The sequence below is a fragment of the Thioalkalivibrio sulfidiphilus HL-EbGr7 genome (genome assembly GCF_000021985.1).
GTDB lineage: Bacteria > Pseudomonadota > Gammaproteobacteria > Ectothiorhodospirales > Ectothiorhodospiraceae > Thioalkalivibrio_A > Thioalkalivibrio_A sulfidiphilus.
The window spans coordinates 1681328-1696308 of the sequence record NC_011901.1 but is presented as its reverse complement, the minus strand read 5'-3'; the positions used below and the strand labels follow the sequence as shown (position 1 = coordinate 1696308).

Annotated in this window: 12 protein-coding genes and 1 pseudogene; 9 read left to right on the top strand and 4 right to left on the bottom strand. The window is 67.2% G+C overall.

The features are described 5' to 3' along the window. Positions 1 to 22: 22 nt before the first annotated feature. Positions 23 to 1435 carry a glutamate--tRNA ligase gene (gene gltX / locus TGR7_RS07920; protein ID WP_012638146.1) on the bottom strand — a complete coding sequence of 471 codons (1413 nt, stop codon included), beginning with the start codon at positions 1433 to 1435 and terminating at the stop codon, positions 23 to 25. A gap of 112 nt (positions 1436 to 1547) precedes the next feature. On the opposite strand from gltX, the gene TGR7_RS07915 reads away from it, so the two are divergent. The 3 genes from TGR7_RS07915 to TGR7_RS07905 are packed head-to-tail and all read left to right on the top strand — an operon-like array spanning position 1548 to position 4239. Then, complete coding sequence (locus TGR7_RS07915) at positions 1548 to 2501, top strand: cobalamin-binding protein (RefSeq protein ID WP_012638145.1); 954 nt, start codon at positions 1548 to 1550, stop codon at positions 2499 to 2501. A 50-nt stretch (positions 2502 to 2551) separates the two neighbouring features. Beyond that, complete coding sequence (locus tag TGR7_RS07910; RefSeq protein ID WP_420084781.1) at positions 2552 to 3466, top strand: FecCD family ABC transporter permease; 915 nt, start codon at positions 2552 to 2554, stop codon at positions 3464 to 3466. Beyond that, positions 3466 to 4239 (top strand): ABC transporter ATP-binding protein, encoded by a 774-nt coding sequence (locus TGR7_RS07905; protein WP_012638143.1) that lies wholly within the window; start codon positions 3466 to 3468, stop codon positions 4237 to 4239. Before TGR7_RS07910 ends, TGR7_RS07905 begins: the two co-directional genes overlap by 1 nt. A 187-nt stretch (positions 4240 to 4426) precedes the next feature. On the opposite strand, the gene TGR7_RS17895 is transcribed toward TGR7_RS07905, so the two are convergent. The 3 genes and pseudogenes from TGR7_RS17895 to TGR7_RS07895 all read right to left on the bottom strand — a co-directional run bounded on the left by TGR7_RS17895 (position 4427) and on the right by TGR7_RS07895 (position 6638). Next, positions 4427 to 4684, bottom strand: a complete 258-nt coding sequence (locus TGR7_RS17895; RefSeq protein WP_281054575.1) for a D-alanyl-D-alanine carboxypeptidase — start codon at positions 4682 to 4684, stop codon at positions 4427 to 4429. 64 nt (positions 4685 to 4748) lie between these two features. Then, positions 4749 to 5738 (bottom strand): annotated as a pseudogene (gene dacB, locus TGR7_RS07900) (D-alanyl-D-alanine carboxypeptidase/D-alanyl-D-alanine endopeptidase); the annotation flags it as partial. Positions 5739 to 6053: 315 nt separating this feature from the next. Continuing rightward, positions 6054 to 6638 carry an NAD(P)H-dependent oxidoreductase gene (locus TGR7_RS07895; RefSeq protein ID WP_012638141.1) on the bottom strand — a complete coding sequence of 195 codons (585 nt, stop codon included), beginning with the start codon at positions 6636 to 6638 and terminating at the stop codon, positions 6054 to 6056. Between the two features lie 231 nt (positions 6639 to 6869). Here TGR7_RS07895 and TGR7_RS07890 point away from each other — a divergent pair, with 231 nt between their 5' ends. The 6 genes from TGR7_RS07890 (at position 6870) to TGR7_RS07865 (ending at position 14974) form a co-directional block, all read left to right on the top strand. After that, the gene (locus tag TGR7_RS07890) at positions 6870 to 7667 is read left to right on the top strand and encodes a TOBE domain-containing protein (RefSeq protein ID WP_012638140.1); all 798 of its coding nucleotides are present in this window, start codon (positions 6870 to 6872) and stop codon (positions 7665 to 7667) included. Positions 7668 to 7702: 35 nt separating this feature from the next. Then, entirely contained in the window at positions 7703 to 8461 is a 759-nt protein-coding gene (modA, locus tag TGR7_RS07885; RefSeq protein WP_012638139.1) for a molybdate ABC transporter substrate-binding protein, read from the top strand. A gap of 55 nt (positions 8462 to 8516) precedes the next feature. Next, on the top strand, positions 8517 to 9197 hold the full coding sequence (gene modB, locus TGR7_RS07880) for a molybdate ABC transporter permease subunit (protein ID WP_012638138.1): 681 nt from the start codon (positions 8517 to 8519) through the stop codon (positions 9195 to 9197). Between the two features lie 7 nt (positions 9198 to 9204). Further along, complete coding sequence (modC, locus tag TGR7_RS07875; RefSeq protein WP_012638137.1) at positions 9205 to 10275, top strand: molybdenum ABC transporter ATP-binding protein; 1071 nt, start codon at positions 9205 to 9207, stop codon at positions 10273 to 10275. A gap of 184 nt (positions 10276 to 10459) precedes the next feature. Beyond that, on the top strand, positions 10460 to 11707 hold the full coding sequence (locus tag TGR7_RS07870) for an efflux RND transporter periplasmic adaptor subunit (protein WP_012638136.1): 1248 nt from the start codon (positions 10460 to 10462) through the stop codon (positions 11705 to 11707). A 135-nt stretch (positions 11708 to 11842) separates the two neighbouring features. Further along, positions 11843 to 14974 (top strand): efflux RND transporter permease subunit, encoded by a 3132-nt coding sequence (locus tag TGR7_RS07865; RefSeq protein ID WP_012638135.1) that lies wholly within the window; start codon positions 11843 to 11845, stop codon positions 14972 to 14974. Positions 14975 to 14981 lie beyond the last annotated feature (7 nt).

Sequence of the window (14981 nt, the reverse complement as noted above, 5' to 3'; positions counted from 1 at the left end):
TTACGCGACTGTTTCTACCTTGTCAAGCACCCCCGGAACGGGCCTCGATGTAGTCGATGGCGCGCTCGATCCGGCCCAGGGTCCGCTCCCTGCCGAGCAGGGCCAGGGTCTGGTCGATGGGTGGCGAGACGCCGCCACCGGAGACCGCCACCCGCAGGGGCTGGGCCACCTTGCCGAGCTTGAGTTCAAGGCGCTCGGCCACGCCTTCCACGGCGGCGTGGATGGCCTCGGGCTGCCAGTCGGACACGGCGTCCAGGGCGGCGCGCAGGGCCTGCAGGACGGGCTTGGCCTCGGCATCCAGGTTCTTTTTCGCGGCCTTTTCGTCGTAATCCTCGAAGTCCCGGTAGAAGTAGACGCTGTTGGCGGCCATCTCCACCAGGGTCTTGGCCCGCTCGCACTGGGCCACGACCACGTCGCGCAGCGGCGGCGGCAGCGAGGGATCGATGCCGTGGTTGCCCATGTGCCAGGACAGGTGCCGGGCCACGTGGTCCGGGTCGGAGGTCTTGATGTAGTGCTGGTTCAGCCACAGCAGCTTGTCCGGGTTGATGGCGGACGCGGAGTGGTTGACGTTGGCGATGTCGAACAGCTCGATGAGTTCATCCAGGCTGAACACTTCCTGGTCGCCGTGGGACCAGCCCAGGCGCACCAGGTAGTTGAGCAGGGCTTGGGGGAGGAAGCCGTCGTCCCGGTACTGCATGACGCTCACCGCACCGTGGCGCTTGGACAGCTTGGCGCCGTCGGGGCCGAGGATCATGGGCAGGTGGGCATACCGGGGCGGCTCCACGCCCAGGGCCTTGAAGATGTTGATCTGCCTCGGCGTGTTGTTGAGGTGGTCGTCACCGCGGATCACGTGGCTGATCTGCATGTCCCAGTCGTCCACCACCACGGTGAAGTTATAGGTGGGGCTGCCGTCGGAGCGGGCGATGATCAGGTCATCGAGCTCACTGTTCTGGAACACCACCCGGCCGCGCACCATGTCGTCCACCACCGTCGCACCCTCGGTGGGGTTGCGAAAGCGCACCACCGGCTCGACGCCCTCGCGGGGCTCTGTGCGGTGGCGGCAGCGGCCGTCATAACGGGGCTTTTCCTTGTTGGCCATCTGCTGCTCGCGCATGGCGTCCAGTTCTTCCTTGGTGCAGTAGCAGTGGTAGGCCTTGTCCGCGTCCAGCAACTGCTGAATCACTTCCTTGTAACGGTCGAAGCGCTGGGTCTGGTAGAAGGGGCCCTCGTCGTACTCCAGGCCCAGCCAGCTCATACCCTCCAGGATCGCATTCACGGACTCGGCATTGGAACGGGCAAGATCTGTGTCCTCCACGCGCAGGATAAAATCACCGCCGTGCTTGCGGGCGTAGAGCCAGGAGAACAGCGCGGTACGGGCGCCACCGATGTGAAGGTAGCCGGTTGGACTGGGCGCGAAGCGGGTACGAACTTTCATGGAGGATGCTCGATTGATGTCTGGATGGGAAAGGCGCATAGGGTACCAAACGGCCCGCCCCCGTTCATCAGCGCGCCGACTTGCGGTGCGCGACTGATATGATGCTTCCCCTGTGAACCCGACCCAACATGCCAGCCTGGATACCCGCCAACACCCTGCCCCGCCGCTGCGGCGTCTGGCCCGGGTGCTGGTATTGCTGTGCCTGGCCGCCCTGCCCCTGCAGGCCCTTGGGGAGATCCGGGTGAGCGACGATACCGGCCGCGAACTGGTGCTGGCACAGCCGGCGCAGCGGGTGGTGAGCCTCTCCCCGCACCTCACCGAGATCCTGTTCCACATCGGTGCCGGTGACCGGCTGGTGGGCACGGTGAGCTTCAGCGACCACCCCGAGGCGGCAGCGGAACTGCCCGTGGTGGGTAGCGCGGGCCAGCTGGACCTGGAACGTATCCTGTCCCTGCGCCCGGACCTGGTGCTGGCCTGGCAGAGCGGCAACCCGCCCCGCCAGGTGGCGCGCCTGGAGGCGCTGGGCATCCCCGTCTACCGCAATGAACCGCGCCGGCTCGAGGATCTGGCCCGGACCCTGGAGCGCCTGTCCCTGGTCACGGACAGGCAGGCGGCGGGCCGCGACCAGGCCATAGCCCTGCGCGCCGGTGTCGAGGCGCTGCAAACCCGCTACGCCGAACGCCCTCCGGTGCGCCTCTTCTACCAGATCTGGGACCAGCCGCTCATGACCATCAACGACGCCCATCTCATCGGCGAGGTGATCGATTTGTGCGGCGGGGTAAACGTCTTTGGCAGCGAGACGGCGCTGGCGCCCCGGGTGAGCCGGGAGGCGGTGCTGGCGGCGAACCCGGAGGTGATCGTCGCGGGTGGCTCCGGCGAGGACAACCACGGCTGGCTGGAGGACTGGCGCCGCTGGCAAGGCCTGACCGCCGTGCAGCGGGAGAACCTGTTCTTCATCCCACCTTCCCTGATCCAGCGTCACACCCCGCGCATTCTGGAAGGGGCTGAGCTGCTCTGCCAGCATCTGGACGAGGCGCGTGCCCGCCGATCCGAGGTAAGCCCTTGAGCCGCCTGCCGCTCAGCCTCGCCCTGCTCGCGGCAGCCGGTCTCCTGGCCATGGGCGTGTCCCTGGCCCTGGGCAGCGTGCCCCTGTCCGCGGCCGAACTCTGGGCCGTGTTCACGGGGGACGGCGAGCCATTGCACCGCACCCTGGTGATGGAGTTGCGCCTGCCACGCACCCTGGCGGCCTTCGCCACCGGTGCCCTGCTGGCGGTGGCCGGCGCCCTGATGCAGGTGCTGCTCCGAAATCCCCTGGCCGATCCCTACGTGCTGGGCATCTCCGGCGGTGCCGCCGTGGGGGCCTTGCTGTCCATGCTGGCCGGGCTCGCCACCGCCCTGGTCTCCGGGGCCGCGTTTGCCGGCGCCCTGCTCTCCACCCTGCTGGTGTTCGGGCTGGCCCATGGCACGGGCAGCTGGTCTCCGGTGCGCCTGCTGCTCACCGGCGTGGTGGTGGCTGCCGGCTGGGGGGCGCTGATCAGTTTCATCCTGGCGGTGAGCCCCGGTGCGGAACTGCCCGGCATGCTCTACTGGCTGATGGGCGATCTGTCCCATGCCCGCAACCCCGTCATGGGCTGGGGGGTCTTGGTTCTGGTGCTGCTCATCGCCTGGCCCCTGGGCAGGCATCTCAACGTGCTGGCCCGAGGCAGCCTGCAGGCGGCCGCTCTGGGCGTCTCGGTGCGTCCCCTGGAATGGACCGTCTACCTGCTGGCTGCCCTGCTCACCGCCACCGCCGTGACCCTGGCCGGCACCGTGGGCTTCGTGGGCCTGATCGTCCCCCACATGCTGCGCCTGGTCCTGGGCAACGACCAGCGCATCATCCTGCCCGCCGCGGCCCTGGCCGGCGGCATCCTGCTGACCCTGGCGGACACCCTGGCACGCACGGTGATCGCGCCCCAGCAGTTGCCCGTGGGCGTGATCACCGCAATGCTTGGCGTGCCGGTGTTCCTGTACCTGTTGCACAGGAGCCGCTGATGGATAAGCCGCTCATGCAGCTGGAACAGCTGGTGATCCACATCCCGGACCGCGCCCCGGGCTCCCCCCTGTCATTCACCGTGGAGCCGGGCCAGTGCTGGGGCATCCTCGGACCCAACGGCGCCGGCAAGACCACCCTGCTGCACACCCTGGCGGGTCTGCGCCCGCCGCGCTCAGGCAACGTGCATCTGGAGGGCCGCTCCATGGCGGCACTGTCCCGGCGGGAGATCGCCCGCCGGCTCGCCCTGGTGTTCCAGCATCACCACGACGGTTTCCCCGCCACGGTGCTGGAGACCGCCCTGATCGGCCGGCATCCCTTCCTGCGTCCCTGGCAACTGGAGACCGCCGGGGATCTGGGTCGAGCCCGCGCCGCCCTGGCTCGGGTGGACCTGGCGGACCTGGAACATCGGGAGGTCTCCACCCTCTCCGGCGGCGAGCGCCAGCGTCTGGCCTTCGCCACCGCCCTGACCCAGGACCCGCGCCTCTACCTGCTGGACGAGCCGGTGAGTCACCTGGACCTGCATCACCAGGTGGCGCTGCTGAACATCGTGGGGGGGAAGGTGGCGGCCGGCCATGCCGCCGCACTGAGCCTGCACGACGTCAACCTGGCGGCGCGCCATTGCGATCACATCCTGCTGCTCTACCCGGACGGCAGCGCCTGCTGGGGACCGACCGAAGACATGCTGCTGCTGCCGGTGCTGGAACGGCTATATGGCCAGAGTTTGGTGCAGGGCGAAGTGGATGGCGTGCCGGTGTTTCTGCCCAAGGGATAAAAAACTGCGGGTCCGCGAATGAACGCGAATCAACGCAAATGGAAAGACAAAAGGGCTGACCGCAAAGTGCGCGAAGATCGCAATCACAACGTTGGACAAATACGCCTCATCTTTCCTTCGCACTTCAAGATCTTTATTCGCGTTGATTCGCGTTCATTCGCGGACCGAATCAGAAAACTCGCAGCCGCTAGCGCTCAAACACCCAGCGCAGCACCGCATCCTGAAGTTCAATGCCCGTGCTCCACTGCACGCCCGGGCCGTTGGCCATCACCACCACCATCACGTCCTCGCCGGTGGCGGTCTTCACGTAGCCGGCGATGCTGGACACCCCTTCCAGGAAACCGGTTTTGAGGTGCATGCGCCCTGCGGCAGGATCGTCCTCGAAGCGGCTGCGCAGGGTGCCGTCCAGACCGGCCAGGGCCAGAGAGGAGATGAATTCCGGCATGAAGGGGGCTCTGCCGCCCGGCACGCAGGATGCCTGCCAGTTGCCGGGCGGTGACGCGGTTGTGACGCGACAGGCCGGCGGCGTTGTCCAGGACCAGGCCCTTGCTGTCGATGCCCCGGGCGGCCAGGTAGTCCAGGATGGCGTTCAGGCCCTTCTCCGGGGTGGCCGGCATGCCGAAGGTCTCGGCGCCCAGGGTCAGCTCGAAGTGCCGGGTCATGACGTTGTTGCTGTGCTTGTTGGCCAGCCGGATGAGTTCGCCCAGGGGCCGGGATTCATGCACCAGGGTGGGTTCGCGTTCGACATCGCTCCAGGTATCCACCCGCCAGCCGCCCTCGAACTCCCCGCCCCACTGGGCCCAGAGACTCCTGAACAACCCGTGTACGTAGGCCTCGGGCGTGAGTGCCGTGCGGGCGAATCGGTGGGGTCCGCAACTGCCCGGGAAGCGTCCGTCCAGGCCGATGCCGGTCCGCTCCTCCAGCACCCGGTAGCTGATCCCCAGGCGATACCCGCCGCAGGGTCCGGCACGCTGGCGCAGGCGGTTGTCGATGTGCAGTCCCGCGATGGGCGGGTCCACCACGGCGCTCACCGCGTCGCCGTCCGGATCCGGCATCACCTCCACGTGCAGGGCGTTGAAGTTCACCAGCAGCGGGTGCGGCCCCTGGTTGTAGACCCGGTGGGGCTGTCCGTCGAAGGCGGCCGGCTCCTCATCGGGCAAGCGGAAGTAGGACAGGTCGAAGACCAGGTCCCCCTCGATGCGCCGGATGCCCTGGCGGCGCAGCGCCCCGAGCAGCTTCCAGAATTCCTCGGTGACCAGGAAGGGGTCGCCGCCGCCGATGAGCCACAGGTCCCCCTTGAGCACCCCCTGCTCCACCGGTCCCCCCAGGTGCACCCGGGTCTTCCAGGTGTAGGCCGGACCGAGCACCTCCAGGGCCGCCAGGCTGGTGGCCAGCTTGATCACCGAGGCGGGGTTGAGGGCGGTGTCCGGGTTGTGGGCCAGCCAGGGCTTATCGGCATTCACGGGCTGTACCCAGATGGCGACTCTGGCCGGGTCCATGCCATGGGCCTGGATGACGCGGTTGACCTGTGCCGGCAGCAGGTTCTGGGCGCTGGCAGTGTTCAGACCGGCGAGCAGTAGCAGGATGAGGGGCAGGATCTGGCGGAGCATGGTCTTATTTAGCCACAGAGGGCCCAGAGGTCACAGAGTTAAAAACACCGGTGGATCCGTAGGTCGGGCTTCAGCCCGACAGCGGCGCTGGCCAATCCAGCCCCCGGCGTCGGGCTAAAGCCCGACCTACGACCATGACATTTCCAATCGTCTTTATCACTGTGACCTCTGTGCCCGCTGTGGCAAAAAAAACGCCCTTGACCATCACAACCCCGACCGCCCCAGCTTACGCATCTTCGCAAGCCACTTCTCCCGATGCGCGGCGCTGCCCTCCACCATGCCGATCAGGCTCTCCCGGATGGGCCTGATGCCGCAAAACTTCAGGATGTTGCGCTCCAGGCTCTTGAGGCTGTGGGCACGAAAGAACCAGCGGTAGATGAACGCGGGCATGCCCATGGTTACCACGATGCGGGCGCTCTTGCCCTTGAGTTGCTTGGCGTAGAGGCCGGACTTGTCCTGATGGCCGACTGCAAAGCCGGGACGCAGGGTCTGTTCCAGGAAGCCCTTGAGGAGCGCCGGCATGGAACCGAGCCACAGGGGATAGATGAGCACCAGGTGATCCGCCCGGGTGATGGCCGCCTGGGCCTTCTGGATGTCCGGCGTCAGCTCGCCCCGATTCCACTCGGCCTGGGTGCGCAGGATCGGAAAATCCAGCTCCGCCACGGTCAGGATCTCCACCGGGTGACCACCCTCGAGTGCGCCTTCCCGGTAGGCCTGCGCCAGTGCATGACCATAATGATTCCCTGCGGCATCGGGATGGCCCTGGATGATCAGGATGTGGCTGGTCATGTCTGTCCTCCCAGTGAATCGAGTTGGCGGGTCATACCATTGGACGCCCATGGCTTGGGAAATCAAAGCCCCGCCCCCGATATTCCGGTACGCCGGGAATAAGGGGTGGACTCAGCCCATCATCTATACCGTCTTCCCGCCGAGGGTGGCTTGACAGCATCGTTATATAAAGAAAAATATAACGCTTCTTGATGCGTTGACTGACAGTGCAGATTTTCAGGAGAAGCTGGCATGAAGGCCCATGTGGATGGACGTTTCTGGTTCAACGTCAGCGAAAAAGGCTTCCTGGGTGCCGGGCGGATCGAACTGCTGGAGCGCATCGGCCAGACCGGCTCCATCTCCGCCGCCGCCCGTTCCATGGGCATGAGCTACAAGGCCGCCTGGGACGCGGTGGAGGCCATGAACAACCTGGCCGACCGCCCCCTGGTCACCCGCAAGGCCGGCGGAAGGCGTGGTGGCGGCACCGATATCACCGAATTCGGCCAGCGGGTCATCGACCACTACCGGGCCGCCGACGAGGCCTATCGGCGTTTCATGGCACAACTGGAAGACCGTCTCTCCGACCTGGGGGACGTGGTCGGATTCATGAGGAAGATGTCCATGCGCACCACCGCAGCCAACCATTTCCACGGGCGTATCACGGCGATTCGTGCCGGCGCCGTCAACGACCAGGTGTGCGTGGACATCGGTGGCGGTCAGGAGGTGGTAGCCATCGTCCCCCACGAGGCGGTCAGCGACCTGGGGCTTGTACGGGGCGGCGAGGTCCAGGTGCTGTTCGACGCCTCCAGTGTGATCCTGGCCGAGGACAATCCGGCGCTGAAATGCACGGCCCGCAACCGCCTGTGCGGCACCGTGATCGAGACCCATGACGGCGCGGTCAACGCTGAGGTGAAGCTGCGCATCGGCGAGGGCCGCGTGCTCACCGCCATGGTCACCAGCGAATCCCTGGCTGTGCCCTGGCTGGCCACCGGCAGCCGTGTCTGCGCGCTGATCAAGGCACCGCACATCATGCTCGCCGTGGGTGAGTGAACTGAACGTCCGTGCTGACCAGGAAACTGAATGCCATGAAACGTCTGATCTTCATACTGTGCCTGGCGCTGCTGCACCTCCCCGCGGCGGCCACCGAATTGCGTGTTGCCGTGGCTGCCAACTTCACGGCCACCCTGGAGCGCCTGGCGCAGGCCTACGCTCAGCAGTCTGATGTGCGCCTGGCCATCATCAGTGGCTCGTCCGGAAAGCACTACGCCCAGATCGTGCAGGGTGCGCCCTTCGATCTGTTCTTCTCCGCCGATGACCAGCGCACCGCAGACCTGGTCGGCAGCGGTCACGCAGTGGCAGACAGCCGACATGCCTATGCGGACGGGATCCTGGTGCTCTGGAGTCCTGACCCGGACCTGATCCCGGCGGACGGAGTGGCCTTTCTGAAGGGAGACGGATACAGGCGCCTCGCCATGGCCAATCCCCGGGTCGCGCCCTATGGCGCGGCGGCAGAATCCGTGCTCACCCATTACCAGGTCAGTCCAGGCCGGGGTCGCCTGGTCACGGGACAGAGCATCGGCCAGACCTTCAATTTCATCACCACGGGCAATGCGCAAGTGGGCTTCGTGGCCCTCTCCCAGGTGATCACCCATGAGCGAAGCCATCCACCGGGCTCGCGCTGGCTCCCGGATGCATCCATCTACGCGCCGATCATTCAGGAAGTGGTGCGGTTGTCTAGCGCACAGGATCCCCATGCGGCGCAGACCTTCTTGGACTGGGTCAGGCTGGACCCTGCGGCACGAGCAATCATCGAGGCGGATGGGTATCGTATGCCCACGCATTAAGCACCGGTTCCTCGCCGCCGATCATCCACGCTCACAAGCACAACCATAAAACAGCATGCTGGATACACTGATCAGTCCCCAGGACACCGCAGCCCTGTGGCTGACCCTCAAACTCGCGGCCATCACCACCCTGGTGCTTCTGGTCCTGGGCACGCCCCTGGCCTGGTGGCTGGCCCGCACCCGCTGGCGCGGCAAACTGGTGATCGAGACCGTGGTTGCCCTGCCCCTGGTGCTGCCGCCCACGGTGCTGGGCTTCTACCTGCTCCTGCTGCTGGGTGCCCAGGGCCCCATCCAGGCCATGGGCGGACCCGCCTTCGCCTTCACCTTCACCGGCCTGGTGATCGGCTCGGTGTTCTACTCCCTGCCTTTCGTGGTGCAGCCGTTGCAGAACGCCTTCGTGGCCGTGGGCGATGCGACGCTGGAGGCCGCCGCCGCCCTGCGCGCCGGGCCCTGGGACCGATTCTTCACCGTGGTCATTCCCCTGTCGCTGCGCGGCTTTCTCACCGCCACCACCCTGGGTTTCGCCCACACCGTGGGGGAGTTCGGCGTGGTGCTCATGATCGGCGGCAACATCCCCGGCGAGACCCAGGTGGTCTCCATTGCCATCTACGATCACGTGGAGGCGGTGGACTACGCCTCCGCCCACGTGCTCTCGGCCCTGCTGCTGGGCCTGTCCTTCCTGATGCTGTTCGCGCTCTACGCCATCAACGGGCGCTTCAGGCTGACCAGCGCATGAGGCGTCCATGAGCATCGACCTGCACTTCGACCTCAAGCGACCGGACTTCCACCTGGACGTGGAAAGCCGCATCCCCGTGCGTGGCGTCACTGCCCTGTTCGGCCGCTCCGGTTGCGGCAAGACCACCCTGCTGCGCTGTATCGCCGGACTCGAGCCCTCGGCCCGCGGACGCCTGGTGGTGGATGGCGAGACCTGGCAGGACGCTCGGCATTTTCTGCCCGCCCACAATCGCCCGGTGGGCTACGTGTTCCAGGAGGGACGCCTGTTCCCGCACCTGTCCGTGCAGGGCAATCTGGAATACGGTTACCGGCGCATATCCGCCGGGCAGCGGGTGGTGCAGCCCGATGAGGTGATCGATCTGCTGGGCCTGGAAGCGCTCCTGGCGCGTCGCCCCGGTGAACTGTCCGGCGGTCAGCGCCAGCGGGTGGCCATGGGCCGTGCCCTGCTCACCAGCCCCCGGGTGTTGCTCATGGACGAACCCCTGGCGGCCCTGGATGCCATCAGCAAGACGGAGATCCTGCCCTACCTGGAGCGGCTGCACGACGAACTCTCCATCCCCGTGCTTTATGTGAGCCATTCCATCGACGAGGTGATGCGGCTCGCGGACCACATGCTGCTGCTGGAGGGGGGACGCCTGCGCGCGGAAGGGCCGATCCGGGAGATGACCACCCGGGGCGACCTGCCGCTGGCCCGTGCCGAGGAGGCGGTGGCCCTGCTGGAGGCCGAGGTGCTGGATCACGACGATGAGGATCACGTCTCCATCCTGGGCATCAACGGCGCGCGCCTGACCCTGCTCAGGGAGGACCTGCCGGTGGGCAGGCAGGTGCGCCTGAGTATCCACGCCCGTGACGTGAGCATCGCCCTGACCCCGCCCGCAGGCATCAGCGTGCTCAACTGCCTGCCCGCCACGGTTCGGGAGATCCATGAAGAGACCCGCCCCGGCGAGGTCCTGCTGGGCCTGGACGTCTGTGGTCAGCCCTTGCTGGCGCGCATCTCGAGGCGTTCCCTGCGCAGTCTGGGTCTGATGCCGGGGATGCAGGTGCATGCATTGATCAAGGCCGTGGCACTTGTGGAATAGAGCACTAGAGACAAGAGGAAAGATACAAGAGACAAGCAAGAACCAAGGCCTTTTTCCACTTGTCTCTTGCATCTTGTATCTTGTCTCTGCGCTTCCTCCGTGACACCGTCACTGAAACAAGCACCGGGGCCTCCTAAGCTGCGATAATCCCCAGGCGTCCACGTCCCAAGGAAGCGATTTCCTCATGTCCCTCTCCCCCCTTGTCCGCCGCATCCTGCCCCTGCTCATCCTGGCGGCAGGCGTGATCGGCTTTCTGATCCTGCGTGCCACGGCGCCCGAGAGCCCGCCCATGGCGGTGGGCGAGCGGGTCTGGCGGGTCAACACCGAGACGGTCACGCCCGCCACCCTGGCGCCCAGCCTGAGCCTCTACGGCCACGTGACCACGCCCCGCACCGCTAACCTGCGCGCCGCGGTGGAGGCGGACGTGCTGGAGACGCCCGGCGAGGAAGGTCGCAGGGTCGAGGCCGGCCAGGTGCTGGTGCGCCTGGACGATCGGGAGATCGGCCTGCTGGTGACCCAGCGGGAGGCGGACGTGGCGGACATCCGCGCCCAGATCAGTGCCGAGCGCCTGCGCAACGCCCGGGACCGGGAGGCGCTCAAGCACGACGAGGCCCTGCTGGAGATCGCCTGGCGCAACGTGGAACGGGCCCAGGACCTGTTCGCCCGCAAGCTGGGCAGCCAGAGCGCCCTGGACGAGGCGCGGCGTGCCCACGAGCAGCAGGCGCTCGCGGTCAACGCCAGGCGCCTGGCGCTGGAGGATTTCCAGGCCCGGCTGGCCCAGCTGGAGGCCCGTGCCCGGCGCGCCGAGGCGCTGCTGGAGGATGCGCGCCTGGACCTGGAACGCACCCGCGTGCGCGCACCCTTCGCCGGCCGCGTGTCCCGACTGGCCGTCGCCCCCGGTGACCGGGTGCGCATCGGCGATCCGCTGGCGACCCTGTTCGATGCCGATGCCCTGGAGGTTCGCGCCCGCATCCCCGCCCTGTATCTGCCGGTGGTGCGCCGCGGCCTGGATGCCGGTGAGCCCCTGTCGGCCCGGGGCGAGATCGACGGCGAACACGTGGTGCTGGAACTGAGCCGCCTGGCCGGCGAGGCGCCTGCCACCGGTGCCGGCGTGGAAGGCCTGTTCCGCATCACGGAGGGCGGCGAACACGCACCGCTGGGGCGTTTCCTGACCGTGCATCTGCGTCTGCCGGAAGCGGCAGATGTGGTCGCCCTGCCCTTCGAGGCCCTGTACGGCATCGACCGGGTCTACCGGATCGAGGAAGGCCGCATGCGCGCCATCACCGTCGAGCGGCGCGGCGAGTGGCTCGATGACAACGGTCGAGAACGGGTGCTGGTGTACAGCCCGGAGATCCGTGACGGCGACCGGCTGGTGACCACCCGTCTGCCCAATGCATTGGACGGCCTGCGGGTCGAGACGGACTGGGACTGAGGATGCCTGGCACCCCATGCAGGAGGCCCGACCTCGGACCGAAAGCCGGCGTTGATCCTGGCCGCGCGTTCGCGGCAGGGTCACCGCTCCTACCGTGTGCCCCGAACCCCGTCGACGGCAAGAAGGTACTGAGCAATGCCAGCTAGAAATCGCGGCCTGATCCGCCTGTTCCTGTGTCACCGGGTGGCCGCCAACCTGCTGGTGGCCCTGATGGTGCTCTCGGGCAGCTGGGCGCTGATCAAGCTCAACACCCAGTTCTTCCCCAACTTCGCCCTGGATTTCGTCACCGTGCGGGTGGTCTGGACCGGCGCCAGCGCCGAGGACGTGGAGACCGGCATCATCACGCCCCTGGAGCAGGAGCTGCGCACCGTGGACGGGCTGCGCAACATGACCTCCACCGCCGCCCTGGGCGTGGGCTCCATCACCCTGGAATTCCAGTCGGGCACGGACATGTCCCTGGCCTCGGACCAGGTGAAGGACATCGTCTCCCAGCAGCGCAACCTGCCCGAGGCCGCCGAGGAACCGGTGGTCACCCGGGTGATCCGCTACGAGCCCGTGGCGCGCATGCTCATCACCGGACCCGCGGACATGCGCGAACTGCGCCCCCTGGTGCGGGACTTCGAGCAGCAGCTATTGGACCGGGGCATCGCGCGCATCGACTTCAAGGGCTTGCCCGAGGAGGAGATGGCCATCCAGGTGCCCATGGCCCGCAGCCTGGAACTGGGCATGAGCCTGGACCAGATCGGCGATAGGGTGGCGGGCATCTCCCGGGACCTGCCCGCCGGCATGGTGGGCCGGGACGACACCGCCCGGCAGATCCGGAGCCTGGAGCAGCGCCGGGACGAGCTGGCCTTCGCCCGGCTTCCGCTGCGCTCCGACGCCGAGGGCGGGCTGATCCGCCTGGGCGACGTGGCGCACATCGAGCGCCGTCCCCGGGACAACCAGGTGTCCGTGCACTATCGGGGCGAACCGGCGGTGGAGATGCAGCTGCAGCGCACCGAGACCGCCGATGCCCTGAAATCCTCCGCGATCCTCATGGACTGGATCGCAGAGGTCACCCCCACCCTCCCGCCGGGTGTTGAGCTGCATCTCTACGACCAGTTCTGGGAGCTGATCTACGAGCGCATCATGCTGCTGCTGAAGAACGGCATCGGCGGTCTGGTGCTGGTGCTCGCCATCCTGTTCCTGTTCCTCAACGGGCGGCTCGCCCTACGCGTGGCGATCGGTATCCCGGTGGCCTTCACCACCGCCTTCCTGGTGCTGTGGCTGCTGGGCGGCAGCATCAACATGATCTCCCTGTTCGGTTTCATCATGTCGCTGGGCATCATCGTGGACAACGCCATCGTGGTGAGCGAGCACGCCTACACCCAGTACCAGCGTGGCATGACGCCCACCCAGGCGGCGGAACGGGGCGCCAAGCGCATGCTGGCACCGGTGATCTCCGCCTCGCTCACCACCGTGGCCGCCTTCCTGCCGCTCATGCTCATCGGCGGCATCATCGGCAACATCCTGTTCGACATCCCCCTGGTGGTGGTGTGCGTCATCCTGGCAACCCTGGTGATCAGCTTCCTGATCCTGCCGGCGCACCTGAAGAACAGCATGGAGAAGATCAGGCCACCCCGGGAGGGTTCCTTCCGGGCCCGCTTCGACGCGCGCTTCGAGCATTTCCGCGAACACAGCTTCCGCCGCATGGTCCAGTGGGCCACGGCCCACTCGGGCATCACCCTCTCGGGCGCGGTGGCGGTGTTGATCCTGGCCTTCGGCCTGATGGCCGGCGGGCGCATCGGCTTCACCTTCTTCCCCAACCCGGAGGGCACGGTGGTCAACGCCGCCGCCAACTTCGTGGCGGGCACGCCGCCACAGCGGGTCGAGGCCTTCATCGAGCACGTGGAGGAGGCGCTGTTCGAGGCCGAAGAGGCCCTGGGTGGCGGACTGATCCGCAACGTGGTGGTGCGCCTGGGTAGCGGCGTGGAACAGGGCGGCGCCGCCCAGGCCCCCAGCGGCGACCAGTTCGGCTCCATCCTGGTGGAGCTGGTCTCTCCTGACCGGCGGGAGGTGCGCAACACGGAACTGATCCGCGCCTGGCAGGAACGGGTTCGGTTGCCCGCCGGCATCGAACTGTTCAGCATCACTGAGCGTCAGGCCGGCCCGCCGGGACGGGACGTGGACGTGCGCCTCACCGGCGCCGATCCGGACCGGCTCAAACAGGCGGCCCTGGAACTCACCGAGGCCATGAACGACTACCCGGGCGTGTTCGCGGTGGAGGACGACATGCCCTTCGGCCGGGAACAGCTCATCTACCGGTTGCGCCCCGAGGGCCTGGCCCTGGGGCTCACCACGGAATCCCTCGGTCGGCAACTGCGCGCCGCCTTCGACGGGCGCCTGGCCCAGATCTACCAGGAGGGCCTGGAGGAGATCGAGGTGCGCGTGGTGCTGCCCGACGCGGAGCGCCATCGCACGGCCATGCTGGAGCGTTTCGCCGTGGTCCTGCCCGGCGGCGGCATCGCGCCGCTCGACACCGTGGCGGAGCTGTTGCCCCGGCAGGGCTTCGAGACCCTGCGCCACGCGGATGGCCGCCTGGCGGTGTCGGTCTCCTCGGAGGTGGATCGCACCCAGAACAATGCGGCACGCATCCGCGAGCAGCTGGCCGCCGATGTGCTGCCGGATCTTGCCCAGCGCCATGGCGTCACCTATTCCTTCGAGGGCCGCGCCGCCGACCAGGCCGAGACCCTGGGCGACATGCGCATGGGCCTGATCTTCGCGCTCGCCATGATCTACCTGGTGCTGGCCTGGGTGTTCGGCTCCTACGGCTGGCCCCTGGTGGTCATGGCCATCATCCCCTTCGGCCTGCTGGGGGCCCTGGTGGGCCACTGGCTCATGGGCCTGGAGCTGACCATCCTGTCCCTGTTCGGTCTGTTCGGACTCACCGGCATCGTGGTCAACAACTCCATCATCCTGGTGAGCTTCTACCAGTCCCTGCGCGAGGAAGGCATGGATCGGGAGCTGGCCATCGTGGAGGCCTCCTGCCAGCGCCTGCGCGCCGTGGTGCTCACCTCCTTCACCACCATCGCCGGTCTCATCCCGCTGCTGTTCGAGCGTTCCGTGCAGGCCCAGTTCCTGATCCCCATGGCGGTGTCCATCGTGTTCGGCCTGGGCGTGGCCACGGTGCTGGTGCTGGTGGTCATCCCCGCCCTGCTGGCGGTCCATGAACGCCTGGCGGATCGGCTCTCGGGCCGTTCCTCAAACGAGGTGTCCGCGGCTGGATGATATGCTG